This window comes from Curtobacterium sp. PvP017, assembly GCF_054060195.1.
The window spans coordinates 153,537-179,777 of sequence record NZ_JBSSCY010000005.1 but is presented as its reverse complement, the minus strand read 5'-3'; the positions used below and the strand labels follow the sequence as shown (position 1 = coordinate 179,777).

Below are 26,241 nucleotides of genomic sequence, written 5' to 3'. Positions count from 1 at the left end.
CGAAGGGTCGTCGCTCACATCTCTTCGTGCGTGTCCGGGTCGGCGTCCCAGAGCCGGCCGCGCTCGAGGCCGGAGATGGCCTGCACCTCGGCGTCGGTCAGCTCGAAGCCGAACACGTCGAGGTTCTCGCGCTGTCGGGTGGCGTCGGCCGACTTCGGCACCGGCACGGCGCCGAGCTGGACGTGCCACCGCAGCACGACCTGGCCGGGGGTCACGCCGTGGGCCGCTGCGGCGTCGGTGATCGGCTGCTCGGTGAGGAGCTCCGAGCGGACCGCGAGCGGGCTCCAGCTCTCGGTGACGATGCCGAGCTCCTGGTGCACTTTCCGCAGTGCCGCCTGCGGGAAGTACGGGTGGAGCTCGACCTGGTTCACCGCCGGTGCGACGCCGGTCGCGTCGATGATGCGGCGCAGGTGCTCCGGCGTGAAGTTCGAGACGCCGATCGAGCGGACCTTGCCGCTGTCGCGCAGGTCGACGAACGCCTTCCAGGTGTCGACGAACTTGTCCACCGACGGGTTCGGCCAGTGGATCAGGTACAGGTCGACGTGGTCGAGCCCGAGGTTGCCCAGGGTCTCGTCGATCGAGCGGTGCGCCTCGTCGTAGCCGTGGTGCCGGCCGGGGAGCTTCGAGGTGACGACGAGGTCCTCGCGCGCCACCTCGGACTCGCGGACGGCACGGCCGACGGCGTCCTCGTTGCCGTAGTTCAGCGCGGTGTCGAGCAGCCGGTAGCCGCTGGCGATGGCGGTGCCGACCGCGGCCGCACCCTCGTCGCCGTTCAGCCCGTAGGTGCCGAGGCCGAGCTCCGGGAACCGGTGGCCGTCGTTCAGCTCGATGGTCGGGGCACCGACCTGCATCAGCGCACCCCGAGCAGGTCGATCACGAAGATCAGGGTCTTGCCGGACAGGAAGTGGCCGCCACCGGCGGGACCGTAGGCGAGCTCCGGCGGGACGACGAGCTTGCGGCGGCCGCCGACCTTCATGCCGGGGATGCCCTCCTGCCAGCCGCGCACGAGCGCCGCGAGCGGGAAGTCGATGGGCTCACCGCGGTTCCACGAGCTGTCGAACTCCTCGCCGGTCTCGTACTCGACGCCGGCGTAGTGGACCTTGACGGTCGACCCGGCGCTCGCGACGTCGCCGTCGCCCTCGACGATGTCGGTGACGACGAGGTCGGTGGGGGCCGGGCCCTCGGGCGCGTCGAACTCGGGCTTGCTGTTGAGGTCAGTCATGCGATCCAGTCAACCAGAGCGCGGCAAGGGCAGACGCAACGACCGTCCAGGCCGCAGAATGGTTCCACCGTGACACGACCCACTCCCGCACCGCCGCGCCGCCGCCTGCTCGCCGACCTCACCCCGCTCCGCCGATCCCCCGCCTTCGCCCGGCTCTGGGCGGGCACCGCCATCGCCGGGATCGGCACGCAGATGACCACGGTGGCGGTCGGGCTCGAGGTGTACGAGATCACGCACTCCACCTTCGCCGTGGCGCTCGTGGGGGTCATCGCCCTGCTGCCGATGGTGGTCGCGGGCCTGTACGGCGGCATGCTCGCCGACGCCTTCGACCGGCGCACGGTCGCGCTCGTGTCGTCGATCATCGCCTGGGTCGCGGTCGCCCTGATCGCCACCCACTCGTGGCTCGGGCTGCACAGCGTCGCCCTGCTCTACGTCCTGGCGACCGTGAACGCCGTCGCCGCGACCGTGAGCAACGCCTCGCGCTCGGCGATCGTCCCGCGACTGGTCGGCACGGACCTGCTGCCCGCGGCGAGCGCCCTGGGCGGGATCGCCTCGGGCTTCCAGGTCACGGTGGGTCCGGCGGTCGCCGGTGTGCTGATCGCGAGCGTCGGGTTCGCGCCGACCTACACGATCGACGTCGTCCTGTTCACGTTCGCGTTCCTCGGGGTGTTCACGCTGCCGCGGATGGCCGCCGACCACGGTGCGCTCCGCCCCGGGCTCAGCTCGCTCATCGAGGGTGCGAAGTTCCTGCGGCGGTCGCGCAACATCACCATGACGTTCGTGCTCGACATCGTCGCGATGACGTTCGGGCAGCCCCGCGTCCTGTTCCCCGCGATCGGGGCGCTGGTGATCGGCGGCGGATCGATCACCGTCGGCACGCTCACGGCCGCGTACGCGATCGGTGCACTGCTGTCGAGCGTCTTCTCCGGCCCGCTCGGGCACGTGCGCCGCCAGGGCGAGGCCGTCGGCTGGGCCATCACCGCGTACGGCGGCGCGATCGCCGCGTTCGGTGTGGTCATCGCGCTGGCGCACGTGCTGGGTGGGCGCTCGGGCGAGGCGTTCGGTGTCGAGATCCTGCCGGCACTCGGGCTCGCGGCGCTGTTCCTGGCGATGGCCGGCGGTGCGGACAACGTCAGCTCGGTGTTCCGGAACACGATCCTGCAGGCGGCGTCGCCGGACGGCATGCGCGGTCGACTGCAGGGCATCTTCATCGTGGTCGTCACCGGAGGCCCGCGGCTCGGTGACCTGTACGCCGGCCTGGTCGTAGCGGCCGGCATCGCGTACCCGCCGATCATCGGCGGCGTGCTCATCGTCGCGCTCGTCGCGCTGCTCCTCCGCCTGGTCCCGTCGTTCCGCCGCTACGACGCCCTGCACCCCCACGCCGACTGACGGGCGCGCGGCCGCAGCACCGGACCACCCCCTTCCGCGAAAGCGACAGATCTGCGCGAACCTTCCGCGGACGTCTGTCGCTTTCGCGAGGCGGACGGGAGTCCGCGCCGTCGTCCGGCGCACCTACCACTCGGTCATCCGGCACCGCGTCGTCGACGCGGCCGCGTCGCTGACGTTCTTCGCACTGCTGACCGTGTTCCCGACGGCGCTGACGGTCGTGTCGGCGCTCTCGATCGTGGACCGCGAGGGCGACAGCCTGTCCGACATCATCGGCGTGCTCGGGTTCATCCTGCGACCGGAGACGGCGGAGCACCTCGAGACCCCGCTGCGGCAGCTGCTGACCCTCGACAACCCGTGGCTCGGCTTCGCGATCGGTGTCGTGCTGACGCTGTGGTCGCTGTCCGGGTACGCGACGGCGTTCGGGCGCGCCATGAACACCTCGTACGAGGTCGAGGAGGGGCGGCGGATCTGGAAGTTCCGCAGCATGATGCTGCTCGTCACGCTGCTCGTGATGGTGGGCGGGGCGATCGCGATCGTCATCCTGCTCGGCACCCCGACGATCTCGGCGGCGATCGTCGCCTCGTTCGGTTGGGCGCCGTGGATCGACGACGTGTGGAACGTGGTGAAGTGGCCCGTGCTCGCCGCCGACCTGGTCGTGATGGTCGCGGTCCTGTACTACGCGACCCCGAACGTGAAGACGCCGCAGCTGCGGTGGGTGTCCGCCGGTGCCGCGTTCGCGATCGTCACGTGGGCCCTGGCGACGGTCGGCTTCGCGGTCTACGTCGAGACGATCGGCGGCGGCAACCGTGCGTACGGGTGGCTCGGCGGCGGGATCCTGCTGCTCGTCTACCTGTACATCTCGAACTTCGTGCTCGTGGTCGGCGGCGAACTCGACTCCGAGGTGATCCGGATGCGGCAGCTCCTCGCCGGCATCGAGGCCGACGAGTCGATCCGGTTGCCGCTGCGCGACGTGACGCGGAACTTCACGCTGGCCCGCTGGCGCGACGCCGACATCGCGGCTGCTCGGCACGTCCGGAGCGTCGCGGCGCAGGTCGCTGCCGACGACGACGCCGAGCCGACCCCGGCGCAGGAGCACCTGCGCGACGTCGCGCAGCAGGTGCGCGTCGGCGAGGCACCGATGCCGTGAGGCGGTCGCGCGTGGGCTTCAGCGCTCGCGCGCCGCTCGGTCCAGCATCTCCTCGGTGACCACCGGGATCGCACCGGTCGCGAGCTCGATGCCGGACAGCCGCGCCGGGCTCAGCACACGCTGCACCTGGTCCTCGTCCATCAGGCCGGCCGCGACGACGAGCGTCGAGATCGGCGTCGACGTCGTCAGTGCCGTGTGCGCGATCGACGCCGCCGCCGCGTAGCCGATGTACGGGGTGAGCGCCGTGACCACCCCGACGTTCGTGTCGACCTGCGCCGCGAGCTTCGCCTCGTTCGCCTCGATGCCGGTCACGCAGTGCTCGCGCAACGTGGCACAGCCCCGGGACATCCACTGCAGCGACTGGAGGATCGAGTGCGCGATGATCGGCTCGAACGCGTTGAGCTGCAGCTGGCCGCCCTCGGCTGCCATCGTCACCGTGGTGTCGGCGCCGACCACGGCGAACGCGATCTGGTTCACGACCTCGGGGATCACCGGGTTCACCTTGCCCGGCATGATCGACGAGCCCGCCTGGCGCGCCGGCAGGGTGATCTCGCCGAGCCCCGCCTGCGGCCCCGACGCGAGCAGCCGCAGGTCGTTGCAGATCTTCGAGAGCTTCGCGGCACTGCGCTTCACCGTGCCGGACAGGGTCATGAAGGCGCCGGCATCGCTCGTCGCCTCGATCAGGTCCGGCGCCGTCACCACGTCGATGCCGCTGGCGTCCTGTAGCTGCCGGCGGACCTCGTCGCGGTAGAGCGGGTCCGCGGTGATCCCGGTGCCGATCGCCGTCGCGCCGAGGTTCATCTCGGCCAACAGCGGCAGGACCTTGCGGAGCAGGTCGGCGTCCTCCTGGATGGTGTGCGAGAACCCGGTGAACTCCTGCCCGAGGGTCATCGGCACGGCGTCCTGCAGCTGCGTCCTGCCGACCTTCAGCACGTCGGCGAAGGCGTTCCCCCGCTCGGCGAACGCCGCGGAGAGCTGCTCGAGCTGCTCGATGAGCCGCCGGGCGGAGAAGATCATCGCGATCTTGATGCTCGTCGGGTACGTGTCGTTCGTCGACTGGCTGCGGTTCACGTGGTCGATCGGGTGCAGGTACCCGTAGTCGCCCCGCTCGCGGCCGAGGAGCTCGAGGGCCCGGTTCGCCAGGACCTCGTTCGTGTTCATGTTCGTGCTCGTGCCCGCGCCGCCCTGCACGACGTCGACGACGAACTGCTCACGCAGGGCACCGTCACGCACCTCCTGCGCAGCACGGTCGATGGCGTCGGCGCGCTCCTCGTCGAGGACCCCGATCGCCCGGTTCGCCCGCGCCGCCGCCTGCTTCACGGTGGCGAGGGCCTCGATGAGGTCCGGGTACACCGAGATCGGCACCGACGTGATCGGGAAGTTCTCCAGCGCGCGCAGGGTGTTGATGCCCCAGTAGGCGTCGATCGGGACCTCGCGCGACCCCAGCGAGTCGCTCTCGGTACGGGTCTGCGCCCCTGCGGGGGCCTGTGCTGCTTCGTTGCCGGTCACACGTCGAGGCTAGCCCAGTCCGTCCGGCCGGTCCGGGACGAGCTCGGGGTGTGTGCGGGCCCGCGCCGGAGTCAGTGGAACTGGGGGACGATGAGGTAGATGCCGTACAGGACGACGGCGCCGCAGACCGCGTAGCAGAGGATCGCGAGCGCCCGGAAGGCACGCACCGCGGTCGACGCTCCGGCCGGGTTCGGGAACCCGGCGGTCGCCGGACCGATCGTCCCGTCGTCCTTCACGGTGAACTTGCCGGCGCGGGTGTCCGCGGCGCTCCAGAAGCGGAGGCCGACCGAGTAGACGGCGACGACGAAGCAGGACGAGACCACGGCGACGAGCGCCACGGTGAGGAATGCAAACCAGTCGATGCCCATCAGCGACGGCCTCCCTTGCGTGCGGCCATGCGGCGGAGCGTGCGCTCGCGGCTCAGTGCGGCGCGACGGTCGGCGACGGCGTCCGCACGCTTCTTGCGCTGCAGGTCGCGCAGTTCCTTGCGGGTGTACACGGCGTTCGCGGCGACGTCGACCTCGATGGCCGATGCCTGCTCGTGCGGCTTCCGGAGCGACCACAGGTACAGGCCGAGGATCACGGCGGCACCGACGACCGCGTCGATGACGAGCCCGACGACGCCGAGGCGTGCGATGCCCGACGCCACGGCGCCCACGGCTGCGGCGGCGGGCAGCGTGATGAACCAGGCGATGACGATCTTGCCGGCGGTGGACCACTGGATCTTCGAGCCGCGGCGGCCGAGCCCGGCACCGATGATCGAGCCCGAGGACACCTGCGTGGTCGAGAGCGCGAAGCCGAGGTGGCTGGACGCCAGGATCGTCGCGGCGGTCGACGCCTCGGCCGCGAAGCCCTGGGTCGCACGGATCTCGGTGATGCCGGACCCGAGGGTGCGGATGATGCGCCACCCGCCCGTGTAGGTACCGAGGGCGATCGCCAGGGCACAGGCCACGACGACCCAGAACTGCACGCCCTGGTTCGACGACTGCGCCCCCGACGCGATCAGCGTCAGCGTGATGACACCCATCGTCTTCTGGGCGTCGTTCGTGCCGTGTGCGAGCGACACCATCGACGAGGTGAAGATCTGCCCGACGCGGAAGCCACCGCGCTCGTTCGGGAACACCGGGCGCTTCGTGATCCGGTACGCGATGCGTGTCGACAGGAACGACACGAGCGACGCGATCACCGGGGACGCGAAGGCGGGGATGATCACCACCGTCAGCAGCGCGACGTAGTTCACGGACTGGAACCCGGCGCCGACGATCGCGGCTCCGATCAGTCCGCCGAACAGCGCGTGCGACGACGACGAGGGCAGCCCGCGGAGCCACGTGATCATGTTCCACACGACCGCTCCGATGAGCCCCGCGAAGATCATCTCCGGTGAGATCGCGACGCCGCCCGGGCCCTCGTTGATGAGGCCGTGCGAGATCGAGGTCGCCACCGCGGTGCTGAGGAACGCGCCGACGAGGTTGAGCACCGCGGCGACCGTGACCGCGACCTTGGGCTTCATGGCCCCGGTCGCGATCGGAGTCGCCATCGCGTTGGCGGTGTCGTGAAAACCGTTTGTGAAGTCGAAGAAGAGGGCCAACGCGATGACCAGGACGACTATGAGTGTGATGTCCACCGCGGGCCAGTGTTCCCCATCGACGGCCTCCGGAGCAAACCTGATCGGCAACCCGTTGTTCACCGGAGCTTCAGACTCGTTCAGATTCGGAACCATGCCGATGCGAGAATGAGTCCCATGGACACCGTCGAGCTCCTCATCCTGTTGGTCGGATCGCTCGCGGTGACCGGGTTCGCACGGGCGAAGGGACTCCCCGCTCCCCTGCTCGTGACGGCGGTCGCGCTCGCAGCGTCGTTCCTGCCGGGGCTCCCCGCGATGGAGATCGACTCCGAGGTGATCCTGACGGTGATCCTGCCGCCGCTGCTCTACTCGGCGGCCCTCGACGTGTCGTGGCAGAGCTTCCGCACGTCGATCAAGCAGATCCGGCGTCTCGGCATCTTCCTGGTCATCGTGACGGCACTCGTCGTCGGCGCGGTGGCGTACTTCCTCATCCCGGACATGACCCTGCCGGCGGCGATCCTGCTCGGTGCGATCGTGGCCCCGCCGGACGCCGTGTCGGCCGCCGCGATCGGCCGCAAGCTCGGGCTCCCCCGCCGGGTGATGACGGTGCTGTCCGGCGAGAGCCTGATCAACGACGCCGCGTCCCTGACCCTGGTGCGCGTGTTCACGCTGATCATCGCGGGCACGTCGCTGACAATCTGGCAGGACCTCGGCATCTTCGGCCTGGCGATCGGCGTCGGGCTCGCGGTCGGCATCGTGCTCGGCGTCGTCGTGCACTGGATCCGGATGCGTCTGAACGACCCCGTGGTCGAGACGATCATGAGCATCCTGCTGCCCTTCGTCGCGTACATCCTGGCCGAGGACCTCTCCGGCTCCGGCGTCATCGCGGTCGTCACGGCCGGCCTGTACATCGGCTACAACTCGCCGAAGGAGGGCTACGCCACGCGGCTGCAGGAGCGCCCGCTGTGGACCAGCATCGACGTCATCCTCGAGGGCTTCGTCTTCGCCCTGATCGGCCTGCAGCTCAACACGGTGGTGCAGGACCTGGTCGAGAGCGAGCGGAGCCTCGGGCAGACCCTCACCGCCGCGGCCGTGGTGCTCGGCGTCGTGATCCTGGTGCGGCCCCTCTTCATCTTCGAGTCGTACGTGCGCAACCGCTTCAACGGGCGGTGGCTCCGTCCACTGCGCATCAAGCTGTCCCGCGGGCACCCGTCCCTGCGGTGGATGCGCGGTACGGCCGAACCGAAGCTCAACTGGCGCGAGCTGACCGTGATCTCGTGGACCGGCATGCGCGGCGTGGTCACCCTGGCCGCCGCGGTGTCGGTGGTCGCGAGCCCGACGCAGATCCCCGCACAGGACACGATCTTCATCATCGCGTTCTTCGTCACCGTCGGCACCCTGCTGCTGCAGGGCCTGACCCTGCCGTTCGTCATCCGCGCCCTCAAGGTGCAGGACCCGGCCGAGGGCGAGGAGGACGTCCGCAGCGAGATGCGCCTCAACCAGCGCACGACCGAGGCGGCGATCGAGCTGCTCGAGAAGCGCCGCCCGGACTGGTCGAAGCAGTACGGCGCCGTCGCCGTCGACTCCGTGGTGAACCGGCTGAAGGCCCGGCTCGAGCGGCAGGTCGAGACCTTCCGCCAGGACGCTCTCGAGGAAGAGGACGAGGAGCGGAACGCCCCGATGCGGCTGCGCGGCTCGCAGATCCAGGACATCCGGCGCGAGCTGCTCGACCGCCGCCGCGAGATCGTGCTCGAGGAGCGCGAGAAGGGCAACCTCGACGAGGAGGTCATGCGCCGCGTGCTCGTGACCCTCGACGCCGAAGAGCTCGCGATGGACTCGGCGCAGGCCTCACGCAGCCGCTCCTGAGGGCCCCGGCGTATCCTGGCGCTCCGTCCGAGAACAGGAGCACAGCGCCGAGTGAGCACGCCGCGGAACGACGTCCCCAGGAACGACGACACCCCGGAACGTCCCGGAGCGTCCCGGCCGACGTCGGCACCGAAGCCACGCAGCACCCGGCCCTCGGCCCGCGGGACGAAGCCCCGTCGCGGTGCGAAGGTCGCCGGGTCATCCCGACCGGCCCCGCGTCGTCAGGCGCCCGTCCCGGAGCCGCAGCAGCACGGCGCCTACCGCCGCTGGTACGCCACCCTGCACCCGTCGCTCCAGCTCATCGGCCTGCAGCTCTGGATGCCGCTCTTCTTCATCGTCGGCTTCTGCCTCTGCTACGTCTTCGCCTTCCACGCACCGCACCCGCACGACGTGCCGATCGCACTGGTCGGCAGCGACCCGACGCTCGTCGCGGCCGTGCAGAAGGCCTTGCCGGGCGAGTTCGTCTTCCACACGTACGACTCGTTGGCCGCGGCGAAGCGTGACGTCCTCGCCGGCTCGATGGCGGTCGCCTACGACCCCGCGACGAACGAGTTCTTCAAGGCGAGCGCACACCAGTTCCAGGTCGCGAGCCTCGTCCCGGCGACGCTGACCGCGGTCCTGACCGGCATCGGGGTCGCGAGTCCGACGGTCACCGAGCTCGCTCCCCTGCCCGCCTGGGACGAGTACGGCACCGTGCCGATGTACGTCATGCTCGCCTGGTGCATCGGCGGCTACATGGTCGCGATGTTCATCGGGATCATGGGCGGTCCGCTCCGGCACCGCACCCGCATGGCCGTCATCGTCGTCGGTGGCCTCGTCATCTCCCTCATCACGAACACGCTCGCCGGACCGGTGGTCGGTGCGATCCACGGCCACTGGATCCAGCTCGTGCTCATCGCGTGGGGGTGGATCGTCGCGATCGGTCTCGCCGTCAACGGGCTGAGCTACTTCGTGGGCCGGTTCATCGCCGCCCCCGCCATGATCTGCTTCGTGTTCCTGTCGATGCCGTCGTCCGGGGGCGCGTACCCGAAGTGGTTCATGCCGGAGCCGTTCGCCTGGCTCAACAACGTCGTCGTCGGGTCGAGCATGGTCGACATGATCAAGCACCAGATCTACGGCGTCGGTCCGGGCCCGGCGCGTGGCCTGATCACGATGGGCTGCTACGCCGCGGCCGGCCTGGTGCTCATGTACTTCGGCAAGAAGTGGTGGGAACGGCGCCGCATCCGCGCCATCGTCACCGGCCGGACCACGATGTTCCAGGACGCCAACACCGCGAACCGCGAGTTCCTCGGCAAGGAGCGCGACGCCGAGCTCGAGCGCCACGGCCTCGAGTCGACGGAGACGGGCACCCTGAGCGTCCTGAGCGACGACGACTGGGAGGACGCCCGCGTCGGCGGCGACGTCTTCACGGGCGGCCGCGACGGCCTCGAGACCGAGACCACCCCCACGGGCCGCATCCCGGTGCAGCGGCCGGGAGGAGCGGGGACCGGACCACGCACCCGTCCCGTCCCACGCACCGAGGGTTCCAGGGCCCCGGTCCGGTCCGACACGTCGGCTCGCGTCGAGGCCACGGACGACCAGCCGCACGGCCGGCACGCCGACCGGTGAGCCACGGCGGCCGGGTATCCTGGGTCGCATGAACCCCCGCATCACCTGGCACCGCGTCCTCGTCACCGTCGTCGTCGTGCTCCTCGTGCTGACGGTCGGCTTCTACGTCGCGAGCATCGTGCTCGCCCCCGCCGACGGCCGGAACACCGCCGGGCTCTTCGTCGGTTGGGCGATGTTCGCCATGGTCGGCGCGATCGTGTTCGGGATCATCGACTTCTTCGTCCGGCCCCTCGGTGGTCGGAGCGGCGACGCCGAGGTCATCGCCGCTGCCGAAGAGGCGCGCACCGGCAGCACCCGCACCCACCAGCAGACCCGCTGACGCGGACTACGCGGGTGTCTCGACGCCCGTCCCGGTGAAGCCCGCGACCGTCGCGTCGTCGTCGGCGAACGTGAAGCGTGCACGCACCGAACCCCCACGCAGCACCCCCGGCAGCCAGTACTTCGCGTCGTCCCACATCGCCCCGAAGGGGACGTCGGCGACGGGGATCCACCGCGGTTCGAGCTCGTCGGAGCCCGACGGGCTGCCCTGCCAGCGGCGGCACACGAAAACGTCCGAGACCTGGGACCAGGACGGTCGGTACGGGAACCGGTAGTCCAACGTGCCACGGGCCTCCAGGTCGACCGCGTCGAGCCGCAGGCCGACCTCTTCACGCACCTCGCGCACGGCGGTCTCGACCGCCGTCTCGCCGGGCTCACGCTTGCCGCCGGGGCCGACCAGTCGGCCCGTGCCGAGGCCGCGGCGCTTCTCGCCCAGCAGCACTTCGGGGCCGTCCGCACCATCACGGAGCAGGTAGACGACGACCACTCGGGGGTGCTGGGACTTGCTCTCGTCGCGCGGGGTCACCCGTCCAGTGTGGCCGAAGAAGTGCCGTACGCTCTTCCCATGGCAGGCGGGCTGCGGGGGCACCATGGCTGAGCCCCGCAGGACCGGGCGCAGCCTCGAAGTGCTGCGCGCCGAGGCGGCCGAGGAGATCTCGATGCTCGTCGAGCACCGGAGCCGACAGGGCGAGGACCCCTGGGAGTTCATGCCCACGCTCCCCACGGTCGACGAGCAGGTCGTGCTGATCCTCCGGGCCGATGCGGTCGACCTCGACGCGGCCATCGGCAAGCGGAACGCGCAGTGGTCGATGCACCCCGCGTCCGGTCAGGGCACGGCCCTCGGCGAGGAGTACCACCGGTTGCGCCGGATCGCGCTGCAGCACCCCGAACTGACGCAGGCGGTGTGGAAGCTCATGGGCGCGCTGCCCGACGCGAGCTGACGGCCGCACACCGCGCACGGACGCCCGTGCGGTTGGATGGGCACATGACCGAAACCGTGCTCGCGATCCTCAACCAGCCCTCCCGCGACGCCGCGCCGCACGACCCCGCAGCGGACGCCTTCACCTGGGCGAAGCCGCTCGAGGAGCACCTGCAGGTCCAGGACCTCGGCATCACCCGGGGCGACGGCGTGTTCGAGACCATCACGGTGGTCGACGGTCGCCCCCAGGCACTCGAGGCGCACCTCGCCCGGTTCGGCCGCTCCGCCGCGATGCTCGACCTGCCCGCGCCGGACCCCGACGCGTGGCGGCAGGCGATCGAGGCCGTCTGCGCCCGGCTCGACCCGGTCCGCGAGGCCTTCGTCAAGACCGTCCTGACCCGTGGTGTCGAGGGCACCGACCGCCCCACCGGGTGGGTGTACGCCGCGCCGTCCGTCGACTCCACCGCGGCGCGCACCGAGGGCATCTCCGTCGTGGTGCTGGACCGCGGGTACCGGCACGACGTCGAGCGCACCTCGCCGTGGCTGCTGCAGGGCGCGAAGACGCTCTCGTACGCCGTCAACATGGCCGCCCTGCGCGAAGCCGCACGCCGCGGGGCCGACGACGCCCTGTTCGTGTCGAGCGACGGCTACGTGCTCGAGGGCACGCGCGCGAACCTGATCCTGAAGGTCGGCGACCGGCTCGTCACGCCGCGCACCGACATCGGGATCCTCGCCGGCACCACGCAGGCCGACGTCTTCCGCTTCGCCGAGCAGGCCGGCATCGAGACCGCCTACGAGCTCGTCACCCTCGCCGACCTGCAGGCCGCCGACGCGCTCTGGCTCGTGTCGAGCGTCCGTCAGGCGGCGCCGATCCGCTCGGTGAACGGCGACACCCGGGCGATCGACGCGGACCTGACGGACCGCATCAACGAGTTCCTGCTGGCGCGCGAGGTCTGAGCCGGCCGGGTCCGCCGACCGTCACCACCCAGCGCCCCGGCGCCACGGACGGGAGGCCCGGATCGCGACGTCCGGGCACGTCGCGATCCGCGCCTCCCGGCTCTCCCCCGCTACCAGCGCGGGGTGGTGACGCCGACGCCGTCCGCCCACTCGAAGACGGGCTCGCCGTCGATCCAGACGCGCGTCGCGCGGCTGGTGGCGTCGAGCGGGTCGCCGTCCCAGAGCACGAGGTCGGCGTCGTAGCCCTCGGCCAGCCGTCCGACGCGGTCGCCGAAGCCCAGGAACTCGGCCGGGTTGACGGTGAGCGCCTCGAGCGCGGTCTGCGCGGGGAGGCCCTCCTTCACCGCGGCCGTCGCCTGGTCGACGAGCATGCCGATCGGCACGACGGGGGCGTCGGTGGTGATCGCGACCCGGACGCCGGCCGCGGCGATGGTGGCGAGGTTCGGGATGCCGCGGTCGCGGAGCTCCACCTTCGATCGGCTCGTGAACAGCGGGCCGTAGATGACCGGGATGTCCTTCTCGGCGAGCAGGCTCGCGATCTTGTGCGCCTCGGTGCCGTGGTTCACGACGAGTCGGTACCCGAACTCCTCGGACAGCCGGATGGCGGTCGCGATGTCGTCGTGGCGGTGGGTGTGCTGGTCCCAGACGAGCTCGCCGTCGAGGACCCGGACCAGGGCCTCCTTCGACAGGTCCCGCGCGAACGGCTCGCCCTTGGCCGCGGCGGCGTCGCGGGCGGCACGGTAGTTCTGCGCCTCGACGAAGGCGTCACGGATGATCTTCGCGACGCCCAGGCGCGTCGACGGCGTCTGGCCCTTGCCGCCGTACACGCGCTTCGGGTTCTCGCCGAGGGCGCTCTTGATGCTCACCGAGTCCGAGATGAGCTGCTCGTCGACGGTCCGGCCGCCCCAGGTCTTGATGGCGACGGTCTGGCCGCCGATCGGGTTGCCCGAGCCGGGCTTCACGACGATGCTCGTGATGCCGCCGGCGAGCGCATCGCGGAAGCCCTCGTCGTCGATGTCGATCGCGTCGATCGCACGGACCCCGGCCATGTTGGGGCCGGTCATCTCGTTCGTGTCGTTGCCGGCCTCGCCGTTCGCCTCCTCGTGGATGCCGACGTGGCCGTGCGACTCGACGAACCCGGGCACGAGCCAGGCGCCGGCTGCGTCCACGACGGTGACTCCCGGTGGCGGTGTGACGTCCGGACCGACCGCCGTGATGCGGCCGTCCTCGACGACGACCGCGCCGCCGTCGAAGGCGGGGGTGGAGACGGGGACGACGTGGGCACCGGTGATCGCGAAGGAGTTGCGCATGCCACCAACGCTACGCGGGCGGCACACACGCGAAATACGAACTCCTGGCGTCGGGCGTCCGGAGGTCTCTACGCTCGCGGCATGGCACATCGGATCGACCCCGCGGACCTCCTCGGCACGTCGCCCGCGCCCGGCAGCTGGCCCGTGCACGGCAGTGCGGAGCGTCCGTGGCGCAGTTCCCGTCGGGGCTCCCGCGACGACCGCATGACGACGTCCGTGCGGGTGTCGCTGCCGCCGCGGATCGCCCGGGTCCGGTGGGTGCCCGGCGATGCCACCGAGGCGCTGCTCGACCGCGCCGCGGCCGCGCTCCGTGCACTCGACGTCCACCACGGTTCCCGACTCACGCCGCTCGGCTCGGTGATCGGCCGGACCGAGGCGGTGGCGTCCTCACGGATCGAGGACGAGTCCGCGTCGCTCGACGACTGCGCGCGAGCGCTCGTGGGCGTCCGCACGAACCCGACTGCGACCGTCGTCGTCCGCGCCGCCGGTGCGATCGAGGGGTTGGTCACAGCAGCGGACACGGGCGTGATCACCGAGGCCGCGCTGCTCGAGGCGCACCGGCTGCTCATGCGCGACGACCCGGTCGACGGGCGGTACGCCGGGCGCTACCGCAGCGTCCAGAACTGGATCGGTGGCGGTGACACCCCGCGGCTGGCGACGTACGTCCCGCCTCCGCCGGAGCTCGTCGCGCCGCTCATGACCGACCTCTTCGCGTTCCTGCACCGGACGGACCTGCACCCGATCGCCCAGGCTGCGATCGGGCACGCCCAGTTCGAGTCGATCCACCCGTTCACCGACGGCAACGGCCGGATCGGACGTGCGTTGATCAGCGCCGTGCTGCGCCGCCGGGGCGTCACGACAACGGTGACGGCACCGATCGCCACCGCGCTCGCAGCGGATCGGGGCCGGTACTTCCGGCACCTCGAGCGGTACCGCGACGGGGTCGTGGACGCCCTCGTGGCAGACGTCGCGATCGCCATCGGTACCGTGTGCGACGAGGCGATCGTGACCGCCCTGCTCCTCGACGAACACGCGGCCGACCGGGCTGCAGGGCCGTGCGCCGACGGGCTGCACGCGGTCGTCGGCCGGGCGCTCTCCGACGATCCGGTCCTGACGGAAGCCCACCTGCACGAGCTCGTCCCGGCCGGGGCCGCTGATGCCGTCGCCGCGGACCTCGTGCGGACCGGGGTGCTGCGTCCGGTCACCGAGCGGCGGCGCGACCGGGCCTGGGTGGTGCCGGCGGTGGTCGACGAGCTCGAGGCCTTCGAGCAGCGCGTGCAGGCTGCGGTCACCGGGCGATCGGACCCGGTCCGTGCGGTGGCATGACGCCCGGCTCGCCGCGGGGCGGTGCGAATAGGGTGGGACGGTGAGCACCGAGCACTCCCAGGCCACCCCTCCCACCGCCGCCAAGCGGCCCGTGACGCGGACCCACCACGGCATCGACTTCGTCGACGACTACGAGTGGCTGCGCGACAAGGAGTCGCCGGACACCCTGGCCTACCTCGAGGCCGAGAACGCGTACACCGACGCCGCGACCGAGCACCTCGCGCCGCTGCGCGACCGCGTCTTCGCCGAGGTCAAGAGCCGCGTCCAGGAGACCGACCTCTCGGTGCCGGTGCGCATGGGCGACTGGTGGTACTTCACCCGCACGGCCGAGGGCAGCCAGTACGGCGTGCACTGCCGCGCGCCGATCGCTGGTCCGGACGACTGGACCCCGCCGGCCGTCGTCGAGGGCGAGTCCACCCTGCCCGGCGAGCAGGTCGTGCTGGACGGCAACGCCCTGGCCGACGGCCACGAGTTCTTCTCGCTCGGCACCTACGACATCAGCGACGACGGCACCCGCCTGGTGTACGGCATCGACGTCGAGGGCGACGAGCGGTACACCCTGCACGTCCGCGACCTGACGACCGGCGCCGACCTCGGCGACGCCATCCCGAACACCGGGGCCGGCGCCACCTTCGACCCCGCCGGCCGGTACGTCTTCTACCCGACGGTCGACGAGTCGTGGCGCCCGGACAAGATCTGGCGGCACGCGGTCGGCGCGGCTGCGTCCGACGACGTCCTGGTGTTCGAGGAACCGGACGACCGCTACTGGGTCGGCGTCGGCGTGACCCGATCGTCGCAGTACATCGTCATCGAGCTCGGGTCGAAGATCACCTCGGAGGCCCTGGTGCTCGACGCAGCCGACCCCACCGGCGAGTTCCAGGTCGTCTGGCCGCGGCGCGACGGTGTCGAGTACGAGATCGAGCACGCCATCGTCGGCGGCAGCGACCGGTTCCTCGTGCTGCACAACGACGGCGCCGAGAACTTCGAGCTCGTCGACGTCCCCGCCGACGACCCGACGTCCGAACGTGATCGCCGCGTGGTCGTGGCGCACGACAGCGAGCGCCGCATCGAGTCCGTCGACGCCTTCGCCGGGCACCTCGCGCTCGAGTACCGATCCGAGGCGCTCCCCCGCATCGCGATCATCCCCATCGAGGGCGACGGGTACGGCGACGCGCACGAGGTCCCGTTCGACGAAGCACTGTTCTCGGCCGGGCTCGGCGGCAACCCCGAGTGGGACCAGCCGACGCTCCGCATCGGGTTCACGTCCTTCGTCACCCCGTCCGAGGTCAGCGACCTCGACCTGGCGACCGGCCAGGTGACGGTCCTCAAGCGCCAGCCCGTGCTCGGCGGCTACGACCCGGCCGACTACGCGCAGGAGCGCGACTGGGCCACCACCTCGGACGGCACCCGCGTCCCGATCTCGCTCGTGTGGCGCCGCGACGCCGTCGACGCGGACACCCCCTCGCCGCTCCACCTGTACGGCTACGGCTCGTACGAGCACTCGATCGACCCCGGCTTCAGCGTCATGCGCCTGTCGATGCTCGACCGCGGTGTCGTCTTCGCGGTCGCCCACGTGCGCGGTGGGGGCGAGATGGGCCGCCACTGGTACGAGAACGGCAAGACCCTGACGAAGAAGAACACGTTCACCGACTTCGTCGCGGTCGCCGACCACCTGATCGCGTCCGGCCGCACCACCGCGGACCGGCTCGTGGCCGAGGGCGGCAGCGCCGGCGGGCTGCTGATGGGTGCGGTGGCGAACATCGCGCCGGACCGGTTCGCCGGGATCGTCGCCGCGGTGCCGTTCGTCGACGCGCTCACGAGCATCCTCGACCCCGACCTGCCGCTGACCGTCATCGAGTGGGACGAGTGGGGCGACCCGCTGCACGACGCCGAGGTCTACCGCTACATGAGCGAGTACACCCCGTACGAGAACGTCCGCGACGACGTGCAGTACCCGCGGATCCTCGCCGTGACGTCGCTCAACGACACCCGTGTGCTGTACGTCGAGCCGGCGAAGTGGACCGCGAAGCTGCGCGAGGTCGGAGCGCCGGTGCTGCTGAAGACCGAGATGTCCGCGGGCCACGGTGGCGTGAGCGGTCGGTACGCCTCGTGGAAGGAGCGGGCGTTCGAGCTGGCCTGGCTGCTGGACGTGCTGGGTCTGGCGGACGAGGCACCTGCCGCGTCCTGACCACTTCGTGAGCAGAAATGGTCGGGTTGCCCGTGGGCACCCGACCATTTCTGCTCACCAAGCGATCCTCCGCGAACGCCCACGGACGCCCGCGAACGCCAGCGGCGCGGCGCGGCGCATCGCACGGCTCACACGCGGTTGAGCGCGTGCACCGCCTCGTCGTAGGACTCCTCGGCCAGCCGCACCCGGTCCCCCGCGAGCACGCCGTACCCGAACGTCCCCTCGCCACCGCGCTCGGCGATCGCCGCGTTGGTCCGCAGTGCGTCGAGGGCGTGCAGCGACCGGACCCGCTCGGTCAGGACGTCGGCCGCGCTGCCGATCCGCTTCCAGAGGGCGTGCGGGAACGCGTCGTCGCCGAGGACGTCCATCGCCATCCGCGCCCGCATCGTGGCCTGCCACGCGGCTTCGGTGGTCGCGCGGTCGGCGGCCTCGCGCTCGGCGGCGGTGTCGGAGGTGTCGTCGGCGACCGCGGCCCGGACGAGCTCCCGGATGTGCGGCTTCACGACCGCCCCGACGTCCTGCGCGACCTTCTTCGGTGAACGGAGCGACCACTCGGTCGGGGCCGGCCGCTCGACCGCGTCGTCGAGCGCGTCGAGCAGCTCGAGGAACGGCTCGCCGTGCACGAACGCGACGACGTCCCGCACCGACTGGTCGCGACGCTCACGGGTCGAGGCCAGGATGCGTTCGCGGGTCATCGAGTCGACGAGGTCGTCCTGCGCCGGGGTCGACGCGCGCGGCAGCCGGTCGATCAGGTACTCGTTCAGGGCGGCACGCGCCGTGACGGCGGCCAGCCCGTCCGCTGCCTCGGCGGCGCGGTCGACGGCGTCGCCGGCGGGGAACGCCGGCCGGTAGGCGCTCAGGATCGCAGCGACCTCGAGGGCGGTCTCGGCCGTCTGACGCAGGTCGGCCGCATCGCCGGAGCGGAGGCGCGATTCCTGGCCGAGCAGCGCAGCGCGCAGCTTCCGCAGCCGCTTCGCCAGGACGCGGGCGGTCGTGCCCTTGTCCGGCTTCTCCTCGGTCTGGAGGCGCGGTGCCGGTGCTCCTGCCAGCCCGCGTGCCAGCTTGGACGCGACGGCGGCGGGGCCGGCGCCGACGGCCGCGAAGCGCCCGTCGAGGGCGGTGAAGAGTTCGTGTGCGACCTGCGGGTCGACACCCGCGACGGCCTCGACCTCGACCTCGCGCCAGGTGCGTGGCGTCTCCGGTGCGTCGTCGTCGAGGCGCTGGGCGGTGACCTGGTCGTCGGCGAGCTCGGCGACCTGGTCGCCGTCCTCGTCGAGCAGGCGGGTGACGGTGCGGGTGGTGGTGATGCGGACCACGGGTCGCAGGCCGCGGCCGCGGCGCTCGGTGAAGAGCGCGGCGAGGACCTCGGTCGGCACCGCGTCGGCGTCGTCGGTCAGCGGGAAGTGCTGCTCGTGGCGGACGGTGTCCGACTCGGAGCGCTTGATGTGCCACCCGGCGTCGGGGCCACCGGTGCGGCGGCGGACCGTGACCCGCGCCGCCACCAGGTCGTACCGTTCGGTGTCCCAGTACGTCGCATCGAGCTCGAACGGCTCCTGGTGCTCGGTGCGGAGGATGCCCCCGGCGCCGACGAGGTCGGGCAGGGCACCGCCCTCTGGCAGGTCGTAGGTGCGCTCGATCTCGAGGTGGGTGTCGCTCACGGGGTCTTGTCTACCAGGGCTTCGCCGTGCGCCTCGACCACCGCGGGCGCATCTGTGGAGAACCGTGACGCCACCACGGCTCCGACGACGGCGACCAGGAACGGGACGAGCTGCCCGGCCCACGACACCAGCGCCATGACGGAGTACGGGATGCCCGTGCCGTTCGCTGCTTCCGTGAGCGGGAACACCAGGATGGCAGCGACGACGGGCAGGAGGAGGAGCGAGTACGTCCATCCCGGCCGGTGGAGCACCACGAGCCAGACCGCGAGCAGCCCAGCCGCGATGACGCCGACCTGGACCGGGGCGTACACGGGGACGTTGAGCGAACCGTTCGTGATCGCCCACCACACGGCGGCGACGGCGAACACGGCGACAGCGCCGAGGACCCGGCGGCGGCGTGCGACGTCCGACACCAGCAGGACACTCGTCGCGACGGCGACTCCCGGCACCACCGCGAGCCCGATCCCCACCATGTCGAAGACAGGACGCGCCTCCGGCAGGCCGTTGTACCGCTGCAGGAGTGCGAGGACGCCCACCGAGACGACGAAGGACAGCACCGCGAACGCGACGAGCACCGGGATCGTGCGGATGGTGTGCGGTGCGGAACGGACGGGCGTCGGCAGTGCGGTCATGGTGTCCTCCCAGGTGGAACGGTGGCCGGCGCGTCGGTGGAACAGCGCCGTGGTGAACGCGCCGAACGCGAGTGCGGTCGGCGAGAGGTCGAGTTCGTGGGCATCGCGGACGTCGGCGAGCCACTGCTCGCGGCGGGCGGCGCGGTGTGCCGCGGGTGAGACCGCGACGGCGACCCCCACGAGCACCCGGTCGAGCGCGCTCACGAGGTCACCGGCCGGGCCGAGCGAGCCGGACGCGCGGGCGTCGCGGCGGACGGCGCGGGCGTCGCGGCGGACGGACGCGCGGCGACGAGGTCGCGTGCGGCGTCGACCCCGTCGGGCGTGAACTCGTAGAGCCGACGACGCGGACCCGGTCGATCGGTCTCGTCGTCCCACGACGACGTGATCCACCCCTGCCGCTCGAGTCGTTCGAGGATCGGGTAGACGGTGCCGGCCTGGCGCCCGGTGGCCTTGATGACGAGCAGCCCCCATGCCGGGCCGTCGACGGTCAGCAGTGCGTCGAGCACGTCGAGCGTCGGGGCGGTGATGCGTTGGATCGGATCCATGCGGCTTAACCTAGCTATATCGGATAAGCGCGTCAAGGGCGTCCAGAAAGCGGGGTTAGCCTGGCGCCATGAGCGACACGATCACGCGCGAGCAGTTCACCCCCGGAGCCGGCGGCGTCACGATGTTCACGACCACGTGGTGCGGCTACTGTGCCCGCCTGAAGAACCAGATGACGAAGGCCGGTGTGCCCTTCACCGAGGTCGACATCGAGCAGACCCCGGGTACGGCGGAACTCGTCGCCGAGGTCAACGGCGGCAACCAGACCGTGCCGACGCTGGTGTTCCCCGACGGCAGCACGGCGACGAACCCGTCCCTGGCCGAGGTGCAGTCCCGCATCTGAGCAGCGGCGCCCCGGCGCCCCCCGGCGCGAAGCCCCACGCAACCAAAGTCCGTCCGAACCGCGTGGTTCGGACGGACTTTGGTTGTGCGAGACGAACTCGCGCCGCGACTCGCGCCGCCGGACCCGGTCGCTAGCCGCCGAGCGCCTCGGTCAGCAGTGCGGCCATCGCGTCGAGCTGGATGTCGCCGGAGTCGACGAGTTCCTCGTCCGACCCGTCGAGCGCGCGGGCGGCCAGGGACGCCTTCGAGTCGATGAGTTCGGCGATCTTCGTGTCGATCGTCTGTGCGGCGATGATGCGCCACGCGGTGACGGGCTCCTCCTGCCCGATGCGGTGCACGCGGTCGATCGCCTGGGTCTGCTCGGCGCTCGTCCACGACAGCTCGGCGAGCACGACGTTGGACGCGACCTGCAGGTTCAGGCCCACGCCGGCCGCGGTGAGCGAGCAGACGATCACGGCGACGTCGGGGTCGTTCACGAACGAGTCGATCTGCGCCGTGCGCTGCGTGGCCGTCTGGTCGCCACGGATCGTGGCGGTGCGCAGGCCCCGACGCGCGAAGACCTCTTCCGCCTGGTCCATGACGTCGAGGTGCTTGGCGAAGAACACGACCTTGCCGACGTTCGACGCGAGCTGCGCGGCGTAGTCCGCGGCGAGCTGGGCCTTGGCACGACCGATGCGGCGGACCATCGAGAACACGTTCTCGCCGGTCGACGAGGCGTCCTGGTCCTCGAGCTCCCAGCGGGCGACCTGCCGCACGAGCTTGTGGTCGATGCCGACGACCGGGTCCTGCCCGGTGCGGGCGTCGAGCGCCTGGTGGTACCGGCGCACCAGCTTCGCGGTGAGCTCCCGCTCGGCGTCGCGGATGGAGCGCCCCTCGTCGCCGTCGAGCTCGACGGGGATGTCGGCGATCCGGCGGGCAGGGATGTCCGCGGCGACGTCGACCTTGCGGCGTCGGACGATGCCCTGGTCGATCACGGCACGACGGGCCTCGACGAAGAAGCCCTGGTCGGCCGGGGTCAGCCCGATCTCCTCGAGCTCGTTCATGAGCTTCGCGCGGGGCTTCTTGTCGTCGATCCAGCCGAGGTACTCCCAGATGGTGCGGAAGTCCTCGACCGAGTTGATCAGCGGGGTACCCGTCAGCGCCATGAGCAGCGGCGCTGCGGTGCGCTGTCGGATGCGGTCGGCGATCTGCAGCACGAACCGGGCGCGCTGCGAGTCCTTGTTCTTGATGAAGTGCGCCTCGTCGACGACCATGCCCTTGAAGCCGAAGCTCCCGAGCCAGCCGGCGTGCCGGTCGAGGATCTCGTAGTTCACGATGATGATGTCGGCGAACCCGTCGAGGTCGTTGCCGTCGCCGTGGATGACGGTGGCGCGGTGGTTCGGCACCCAGCGCTCGGCCTCGCGCGCCCAGTTCGTCTTGACGACGTTCGGCACGACCACGAGCAGCGGGAACGCGTTCGCGGCGTCGGCGGCGAGCAGCGACTGCGCCGTCTTGCCCAGACCCGGCTCGTCGGCGAGCAGGAACGTGCGGTGCCCCTGCGACGCGGCGGCGACCAGTTCGGCTTGGTGCTTCATGAGGGTGGTGCCCGAGCGCGAGTGCAGCGACGTGGGCTCGGGCAACGGCATCGTCGCCGCTCCCCCGCCTGCGCCGTACTCGAACGACTTGAACAGCGGGCCGAAGAGCTCCCAGTTCGCCAGGCGGCGCGGATGCGCGACGGGCTGGTCGGCGAGCGCGAAGTCCGGCGGCAGGAACGGGTTCGCGAGCTGGCGCTGCACGACCGCCTGCGGGGTGACCGCGCGCACCGGGGTCTCGGCGACCGGGGCGGGTTCCGTCGCGATGACGAGGTCCTCCGGCTGCAGCTCCATGCCGCCGGCGATCATCATGTCGCGCTTGACGGCTCGGGTCGCCTCGGAGACCTGGACCTCTTCGGCGAGCAGCTGGATCACGCTGGTGTCGCGCGCCGCCGTCTTCGCCAGGATCGTCGCGACGCCGTCGAGCCGTTTGAGCTGCTCGGCGCGCTGCGAGTCGGTGAGTTCGGTGTCGCCCTTCACCCGTGCGCGCTCTTCGCGCATGAGCAGTGCGACGGCCTGGAACTTCGTCCGGTTCGTCGCCTTGAGCGGTCCACGCTGCGCCGCCGCCTCGACCTCGCGCACTGCGCGGGCGAGGACGGGGATCACGCCATCGTTGTCCAGCGGCCTCGTCCGACGTGACGCGGTCCGCGTCCCGCCGGCAGCTCGCCGGGTGCCTGATCGAGCCAACGCTCCTCCTGTTCCGCCCACGCATCGGGGCGAGCCGCCCGTGGGGCGGAAGTCCTGCACCGGGTCCTGACACGGCTCCGGTTCGGCTGCGGGCCACCGTGGCCCACCGCATCGCCGGTCCCCGCTTCGGGACGTCCGGTGGAGTCCCGCGGTCCGTTCCACCACGAGCGCCTGCTCGGCGCCGGGTGCGACGGTCCGCGCCGGGATCCGGCGTCGTCACACGCACGTGACGCCCCCGCGGGGCGGTCACGGCCCGGTTCCCGCGTCGATCAAGTGATCGACGGCTGCGTCCGGAATCGACGCGGCACGCGGGAACGCGGTGCGTGCGGGGTCAGTTTACTCCCCGACCCCCGACAGCGGCGACTCCGCGTCGCCCGCGCGCGTCGCGTGCCCTGGATCCTGCTGCAGGACGGCCGGGAGGCACGGTGCGGGCCCGCCACGCGCCTCCCGTCCGACGCCGGGCGCGTCCACCCCGCGAAAGCGACAGATCCCGGATCCCCACGCCGACCACCCCGCGAAAGCGACAGATCCACGCCGACCGTCCGCGCAGATGTGTCGCTTTCGCGACCGGGGACGCGAGCCGTCAGACGCGGGGTGCGGACCGCGGGCGGACCAGGCCGGCCGCCGGCGGGACCGGTGCGGCGTCCGCCAGCGCGGCCCGCGTCGCCGCGAGGAGCTGCTCGGCGGTCTGGATCCCGTTCGCGGAGCCGGTGGTCGCCTGGCCACCGGCGTGTGCCAGCAGCTGGGCGCCGATGGCCGGTCCGATGCGGTCGGCCTCGCCGTGGTTGCGGGCGACCCAGTCGCGGGCGATCCCGTCGGCGAGGCGCTCGGCCGCCGCACCCCGCTCGGCGTCGCCGCGCGATCGGTGCCAGAGACCGGTCACGACCAGGTGCGCGACGACCGCGCCGATGTCGCGCACCGGGAAGCCCCAGCCGGCGGTGTCGATGTCCAGGAGCCCGGAGATCCGCCACGGCTCGTCCTCGTCGACGAAGACCTGCTCGAGGTGCAGGTCGCCGTGCACGACCTGCTTCGTCGCGCTCGTCCACCCGATCGACCGCCGGCCGATGGCGTCGTACAGGCGGTCGATCTCCTCGGCGTCCTGGGGCAGCGCGGCGACGAGTGTGCGCCGGTGCCAGTCGGCGTGGTCCATCGCGTCGGCACGAGCCTGCTGGGTCATCGGCACGGTGGCGACCCGACCGCTCAGGGCGGCCAGCGACGCGACGAACCGGGGGTCGTCGGCGATGTCGAGGATGCGGCTGCCGGCCGGCACACCACGGATCCGCTCGAGCACGAGGAGTCCGTCGCCGCGGCTGGACAGCACGCGGGGCACGGGAAGGCCCGCCGCCACGAACTGCTCGTGCGACGTCACGATCGGCGCGACCCGGTGCGGGCGGACGATCTTCAGGAACAGGGTGCGCTCCGGGGCGTCGACGCGCACGACCGCGCGCTTGCCGGGTCGGTAGGCGGCGACCGTGAGCACCGGGTCGGTGACGGGCATGCCGAGCGTCGTCAGGAGCTCGGCGACCGCATCGCGGTAGGTCACCTGCGGCAGCACCGGCAGGCCGGGGTCGTTCGGGTAGGCCCACACCGAGACCGGCTCGCCGGTCGCGGGATCGGTGACGATCGCACTGTTCTGGTCGTGCGTGCCGCCGGTGTCGACGTAGGTCAGGACGGTGGCACGCTGGCCGTTCCGGTCGACCGTGTCGACCTCGTAGCCGTACAGGTAGCCGTTGCCCGAGGGCTCGACGGAGTGCGCCCGTGCGGCCACGACGGAGGTCCCGGAGCCGGCGAAGGCCTGCGGGATGACGCGCTCATGGTTGGGCCACACGACATCAGTCAACCGTGTCCGGGCGTTTTCGTCGCGTTCGTGCACGGCTCGGCGTGCGGGCGATGGCTAGCGTGGTCCGGGTGAACCCGGTCGCGCGTCTCCGCAGCTCGAGTCGCACGCCGTTCCTGCAGGTCGTGAAGACCGCGGTCGCGGTCGTGGCGGCGGTGCTGCTGTGCCGGCTGCTGATCCAGGGGCCGTTCCCGACCTTCGCCGCGATCGCCGCGCTGCTCGTCGTGCAGCCGAGCATCAACCAGTCGTTCGTGAAGGGCCTCGAACGGAGCGCCGGCGTCGTGCTCGGGGTGCTGCTGGCCACCGGGTTCCACCTGTTGCTCGGCGACTCCGTGTGGGTCGTGCTGCTCGTGGTCGTGCTCGCGATCCTGATCGCCTGGGCGCTTCGTCTGACCCCGACCTCGGCCACCCAGGTCAGCATCAGCGGGATGCTCGTGCTCACCGCCGGGGTCGTCACGCCGAACTACTCGGCGGACCGGATCCTCGAGACGGTGATCGGTGCGGTCGTCGCCCTCGTCGTGAACGCGTTGATCATCCCGCCGGTGCTGCTCGAGCCGGCACACCTGGCCGTCGCGCGACTCGCCCGCGACACCGCCGTGGCGTTCGAACGGGTCGCGATCGGCCTGACCGAGGGCTGGGACCACGACCGCTGGCAGGACGCCCTGGTCCGCGCCCGCGCACTCCGGGCGCAGCACGCGAAGACCGAGGCGTCCCTCAACGCGGCCCGCGAGTCCCTGACGATGAACCCGCGCGGCGGACGGCACCGCACGATCCTCGACCGTGACGACGCCATCACCGAGCACCTGCGGGTCCTGGTCACGCGCGTGACCGGCATGACCCGGGCGATCCGCGACAACACCGCGCCCGACCTGCGCGCCGACCCCGTGGTCGGCGGCATCGCGACGGAGGTGGCCCGGATCGGCGCGGACGTCCGCGCCCTGAGCGCCCGGGTCGAGTCGACGCGGCTGGACCCGTCGTCCACCGCGGGTGCCGGCGGCGGCGATGCCGAGGTGTCGACCACCGAACCCGCACTGACCGCGCCGATGGAGATCGTCCGACCGAACTCACGGCACTGGGTGCTCATCGGCGCCCTGCTCGAGGACGTCCGGCGTGTGCGCGAGGAGCTGCTCGGCGAGGACGACTGACGCGGTCCTCGGATCAGCGCGTGGCGCGGGCCGCTTCTGCGGCGGTCTGCACGACGTCCTCCCAGATCACCGCGGCCGGCACGGCGGGGTCCGTCCCGGGCACACCGGCGTCGGCGAACCGGTCGATCTCCGCCACGACGGCTTCGGTGCCGACCTCGCGCGCCGCACGGCTCGCCACGTCGGGCACGGCCGTCCGCAGCTCGGCGACCACGCGGTCGCGGCTGACGACCTCCATCTGGCCGAGGGCACCGATGCCCTTCCACGCGGCATCGAGCTCCGCGCGGAGACGGACGATGGCCGGATGGTCGACAGACGGGTGGTCGGACGGGTCGTTCATGGTGCCCCCTGGTGCAACGGACCGCGCTTCGGGTAAGCGCTGTCCGCTCCGGGAGCCTAGCAACGACGCAAGAAGTCCTCATGTCCCTAGAACGCGGGACAGACCGTTCTGCCCCGTGGACTCGCAGCAGCGGTACCCGCTCCTGTGACGAGATTCAGTGAGTTCG

At 71.6% G+C, this 26,241-nt stretch carries 24 protein-coding genes; 11 read left to right on the top strand and 13 right to left on the bottom strand.

Annotation, left to right across the window (positions count from 1 at the left end; translation table 11 throughout):
- Positions 1 to 14: 14 nt before the first annotated feature.
- On the bottom strand, positions 15 to 851 hold the full coding sequence (locus ACVKXF_RS11845; protein ID WP_340196194.1) for an aldo/keto reductase: 837 nt from the start codon (positions 849 to 851) through the stop codon (positions 15 to 17).
- A complete protein-coding gene (locus ACVKXF_RS11840) occupies positions 851 to 1,222 on the bottom strand; it encodes an FKBP-type peptidyl-prolyl cis-trans isomerase (RefSeq protein WP_123313509.1) in 372 nt (123 codons plus the stop codon). The genes ACVKXF_RS11845 and ACVKXF_RS11840 overlap by 1 nt, the downstream gene beginning before the upstream one ends.
- A 69-nt stretch (positions 1,223 to 1,291) precedes the next feature.
- Here ACVKXF_RS11840 and ACVKXF_RS11835 point away from each other — a divergent pair, with 69 nt between their 5' ends.
- Both ACVKXF_RS11835 and ACVKXF_RS11830 read left to right on the top strand, forming a co-directional pair.
- Positions 1,292 to 2,611 (top strand): MFS transporter, encoded by a 1,320-nt coding sequence (locus ACVKXF_RS11835; protein WP_396290698.1) that lies wholly within the window; start codon positions 1,292 to 1,294, stop codon positions 2,609 to 2,611.
- Between the two features lie 49 nt (positions 2,612 to 2,660).
- A complete protein-coding gene (locus ACVKXF_RS11830; protein WP_456795888.1) occupies positions 2,661 to 3,758 on the top strand; it encodes a YihY/virulence factor BrkB family protein in 1,098 nt (365 codons plus the stop codon).
- Between the two features lie 18 nt (positions 3,759 to 3,776).
- Here ACVKXF_RS11830 and ACVKXF_RS11825 read toward each other — a convergent pair whose 3' ends face one another.
- The 3 genes from ACVKXF_RS11825 to ACVKXF_RS11815 form a co-directional block, all read right to left on the bottom strand.
- Positions 3,777 to 5,267, bottom strand: a complete 1,491-nt coding sequence (locus ACVKXF_RS11825; protein WP_396290696.1) for an aspartate ammonia-lyase — start codon at positions 5,265 to 5,267, stop codon at positions 3,777 to 3,779.
- A 71-nt stretch (positions 5,268 to 5,338) separates the two neighbouring features.
- A complete protein-coding gene (locus ACVKXF_RS11820) occupies positions 5,339 to 5,635 on the bottom strand; it encodes a hypothetical protein (RefSeq protein WP_123313505.1) in 297 nt (98 codons plus the stop codon).
- Positions 5,635 to 6,891 carry an inorganic phosphate transporter gene (locus ACVKXF_RS11815; RefSeq protein WP_123313504.1) on the bottom strand — a complete coding sequence of 419 codons (1,257 nt, stop codon included), beginning with the start codon at positions 6,889 to 6,891 and terminating at the stop codon, positions 5,635 to 5,637. Before ACVKXF_RS11815 ends, ACVKXF_RS11820 begins: the two co-directional genes overlap by 1 nt.
- A 117-nt stretch (positions 6,892 to 7,008) precedes the next feature.
- On the opposite strand from ACVKXF_RS11815, the gene ACVKXF_RS11810 reads away from it, so the two are divergent.
- The 3 genes from ACVKXF_RS11810 to ACVKXF_RS11800 are packed head-to-tail and all read left to right on the top strand — an operon-like array spanning position 7,009 to position 10,624.
- Entirely contained in the window at positions 7,009 to 8,697 is a 1,689-nt protein-coding gene (locus ACVKXF_RS11810) for a cation:proton antiporter (RefSeq protein WP_123313503.1), read from the top strand.
- 51 nt (positions 8,698 to 8,748) lie between these two features.
- On the top strand, positions 8,749 to 10,305 hold the full coding sequence (locus ACVKXF_RS11805) for an ABC transporter permease (protein WP_123313502.1): 1,557 nt from the start codon (positions 8,749 to 8,751) through the stop codon (positions 10,303 to 10,305).
- Between the two features lie 28 nt (positions 10,306 to 10,333).
- Positions 10,334 to 10,624 (top strand): hypothetical protein, encoded by a 291-nt coding sequence (locus ACVKXF_RS11800; RefSeq protein WP_123313501.1) that lies wholly within the window; start codon positions 10,334 to 10,336, stop codon positions 10,622 to 10,624.
- A gap of 6 nt (positions 10,625 to 10,630) precedes the next feature.
- Here ACVKXF_RS11800 and ACVKXF_RS11795 read toward each other — a convergent pair whose 3' ends face one another.
- Entirely contained in the window at positions 10,631 to 11,149 is a 519-nt protein-coding gene (locus ACVKXF_RS11795; protein WP_456795817.1) for an 8-oxo-dGTP diphosphatase, read from the bottom strand.
- A gap of 64 nt (positions 11,150 to 11,213) precedes the next feature.
- Here ACVKXF_RS11795 and ACVKXF_RS11790 point away from each other — a divergent pair, with 64 nt between their 5' ends.
- The gene (locus ACVKXF_RS11790; RefSeq protein WP_123313499.1) at positions 11,214 to 11,564 is read left to right on the top strand and encodes a tryptophan synthase subunit alpha; all 351 of its coding nucleotides are present in this window, start codon (positions 11,214 to 11,216) and stop codon (positions 11,562 to 11,564) included.
- 44 nt (positions 11,565 to 11,608) lie between these two features.
- The gene (locus ACVKXF_RS11785) at positions 11,609 to 12,499 is read left to right on the top strand and encodes an aminodeoxychorismate lyase (protein ID WP_456795816.1); all 891 of its coding nucleotides are present in this window, start codon (positions 11,609 to 11,611) and stop codon (positions 12,497 to 12,499) included.
- Positions 12,500 to 12,609: 110 nt separating this feature from the next.
- Here the strand turns inward: ACVKXF_RS11785 and ACVKXF_RS11780 are convergent, their stop codons facing one another.
- Positions 12,610 to 13,809: an amidohydrolase gene (locus ACVKXF_RS11780; RefSeq protein WP_456795815.1), complete on the bottom strand. Its 1,200-nt coding sequence runs from the start codon at positions 13,807 to 13,809 to the stop codon at positions 12,610 to 12,612.
- Between the two features lie 81 nt (positions 13,810 to 13,890).
- Between ACVKXF_RS11780 and ACVKXF_RS11775 the strand changes: the two genes are divergently transcribed.
- Positions 13,891 to 15,135 (top strand): Fic family protein, encoded by a 1,245-nt coding sequence (locus tag ACVKXF_RS11775; RefSeq protein ID WP_456795814.1) that lies wholly within the window; start codon positions 13,891 to 13,893, stop codon positions 15,133 to 15,135.
- A gap of 40 nt (positions 15,136 to 15,175) precedes the next feature.
- Positions 15,176 to 17,323 carry a S9 family peptidase gene (locus ACVKXF_RS11770; RefSeq protein WP_456795813.1) on the top strand — a complete coding sequence of 716 codons (2,148 nt, stop codon included), beginning with the start codon at positions 15,176 to 15,178 and terminating at the stop codon, positions 17,321 to 17,323.
- 128 nt (positions 17,324 to 17,451) lie between these two features.
- On the opposite strand, the gene ACVKXF_RS11765 is transcribed toward ACVKXF_RS11770, so the two are convergent.
- The 3 genes from ACVKXF_RS11765 to ACVKXF_RS11755 are packed head-to-tail and all read right to left on the bottom strand — an operon-like array spanning position 17,452 to position 20,158.
- Positions 17,452 to 18,981: a CYTH domain-containing protein gene (locus ACVKXF_RS11765; RefSeq protein WP_340196185.1), complete on the bottom strand. Its 1,530-nt coding sequence runs from the start codon at positions 18,979 to 18,981 to the stop codon at positions 17,452 to 17,454.
- Entirely contained in the window at positions 18,978 to 19,817 is an 840-nt protein-coding gene (locus ACVKXF_RS11760) for a hypothetical protein (protein WP_456795812.1), read from the bottom strand. The genes ACVKXF_RS11765 and ACVKXF_RS11760 overlap by 4 nt, the downstream gene beginning before the upstream one ends.
- Entirely contained in the window at positions 19,814 to 20,158 is a 345-nt protein-coding gene (locus ACVKXF_RS11755) for a PadR family transcriptional regulator (RefSeq protein WP_396290689.1), read from the bottom strand. Before ACVKXF_RS11755 ends, ACVKXF_RS11760 begins: the two co-directional genes overlap by 4 nt.
- A 68-nt stretch (positions 20,159 to 20,226) precedes the next feature.
- Here ACVKXF_RS11755 and ACVKXF_RS11750 point away from each other — a divergent pair, with 68 nt between their 5' ends.
- A complete protein-coding gene (locus ACVKXF_RS11750) occupies positions 20,227 to 20,499 on the top strand; it encodes a mycoredoxin (RefSeq protein WP_123313492.1) in 273 nt (90 codons plus the stop codon).
- Between the two features lie 130 nt (positions 20,500 to 20,629).
- Here the strand turns inward: ACVKXF_RS11750 and ACVKXF_RS11745 are convergent, their stop codons facing one another.
- Positions 20,630 to 22,756, bottom strand: a complete 2,127-nt coding sequence (locus ACVKXF_RS11745; RefSeq protein WP_340196182.1) for a DEAD/DEAH box helicase — start codon at positions 22,754 to 22,756, stop codon at positions 20,630 to 20,632.
- A 583-nt stretch (positions 22,757 to 23,339) separates the two neighbouring features.
- A complete protein-coding gene (locus tag ACVKXF_RS11740; protein ID WP_456795811.1) occupies positions 23,340 to 24,584 on the bottom strand; it encodes a phosphotransferase in 1,245 nt (414 codons plus the stop codon).
- A gap of 80 nt (positions 24,585 to 24,664) precedes the next feature.
- On the opposite strand from ACVKXF_RS11740, the gene ACVKXF_RS11735 reads away from it, so the two are divergent.
- On the top strand, positions 24,665 to 25,738 hold the full coding sequence (locus ACVKXF_RS11735) for an FUSC family protein (protein WP_456795810.1): 1,074 nt from the start codon (positions 24,665 to 24,667) through the stop codon (positions 25,736 to 25,738).
- Between the two features lie 13 nt (positions 25,739 to 25,751).
- Here ACVKXF_RS11735 and ACVKXF_RS11730 read toward each other — a convergent pair whose 3' ends face one another.
- The gene (locus tag ACVKXF_RS11730) at positions 25,752 to 26,075 is read right to left on the bottom strand and encodes a hypothetical protein (protein ID WP_456795809.1); all 324 of its coding nucleotides are present in this window, start codon (positions 26,073 to 26,075) and stop codon (positions 25,752 to 25,754) included.
- Positions 26,076 to 26,241: the final 166 nt, after the last annotated feature.

What these genes read in the sequence shown, in the direction of transcription:
- ACVKXF_RS11845 (WP_340196194.1), bottom strand. Translation starts at nt 851, where the DNA reads ATGCAGGTCGGTGCCCCGACCATCGAGCTGAACGACGGCCACCGGTTC.
- ACVKXF_RS11840 (WP_123313509.1), bottom strand. Translation starts at nt 1,222, where the DNA reads ATGACTGACCTCAACAGCAAGCCCGAGTTCGACGCGCCCGAGGGCCCG.
- ACVKXF_RS11820 (WP_123313505.1), bottom strand. Translation starts at nt 5,635, where the DNA reads ATGGGCATCGACTGGTTTGCATTCCTCACCGTGGCGCTCGTCGCCGTG.
- ACVKXF_RS11810 (WP_123313503.1), top strand. Translation starts at nt 7,009, where the DNA reads ATGGACACCGTCGAGCTCCTCATCCTGTTGGTCGGATCGCTCGCGGTG.
- ACVKXF_RS11800 (WP_123313501.1), top strand. Translation starts at nt 10,334, where the DNA reads ATGAACCCCCGCATCACCTGGCACCGCGTCCTCGTCACCGTCGTCGTC.
- ACVKXF_RS11790 (WP_123313499.1), top strand. Translation starts at nt 11,214, where the DNA reads ATGGCTGAGCCCCGCAGGACCGGGCGCAGCCTCGAAGTGCTGCGCGCC.
- ACVKXF_RS11785 (WP_456795816.1), top strand. Translation starts at nt 11,609, where the DNA reads ATGACCGAAACCGTGCTCGCGATCCTCAACCAGCCCTCCCGCGACGCC.
- ACVKXF_RS11780 (WP_456795815.1), bottom strand. Translation starts at nt 13,809, where the DNA reads ATGCGCAACTCCTTCGCGATCACCGGTGCCCACGTCGTCCCCGTCTCC.
- ACVKXF_RS11775 (WP_456795814.1), top strand. Translation starts at nt 13,891, where the DNA reads ATGGCACATCGGATCGACCCCGCGGACCTCCTCGGCACGTCGCCCGCG.
- ACVKXF_RS11755 (WP_396290689.1), bottom strand. Translation starts at nt 20,158, where the DNA reads ATGGATCCGATCCAACGCATCACCGCCCCGACGCTCGACGTGCTCGAC.
- ACVKXF_RS11750 (WP_123313492.1), top strand. Translation starts at nt 20,227, where the DNA reads ATGAGCGACACGATCACGCGCGAGCAGTTCACCCCCGGAGCCGGCGGC.
- ACVKXF_RS11730 (WP_456795809.1), bottom strand. Translation starts at nt 26,075, where the DNA reads ATGAACGACCCGTCCGACCACCCGTCTGTCGACCATCCGGCCATCGTC.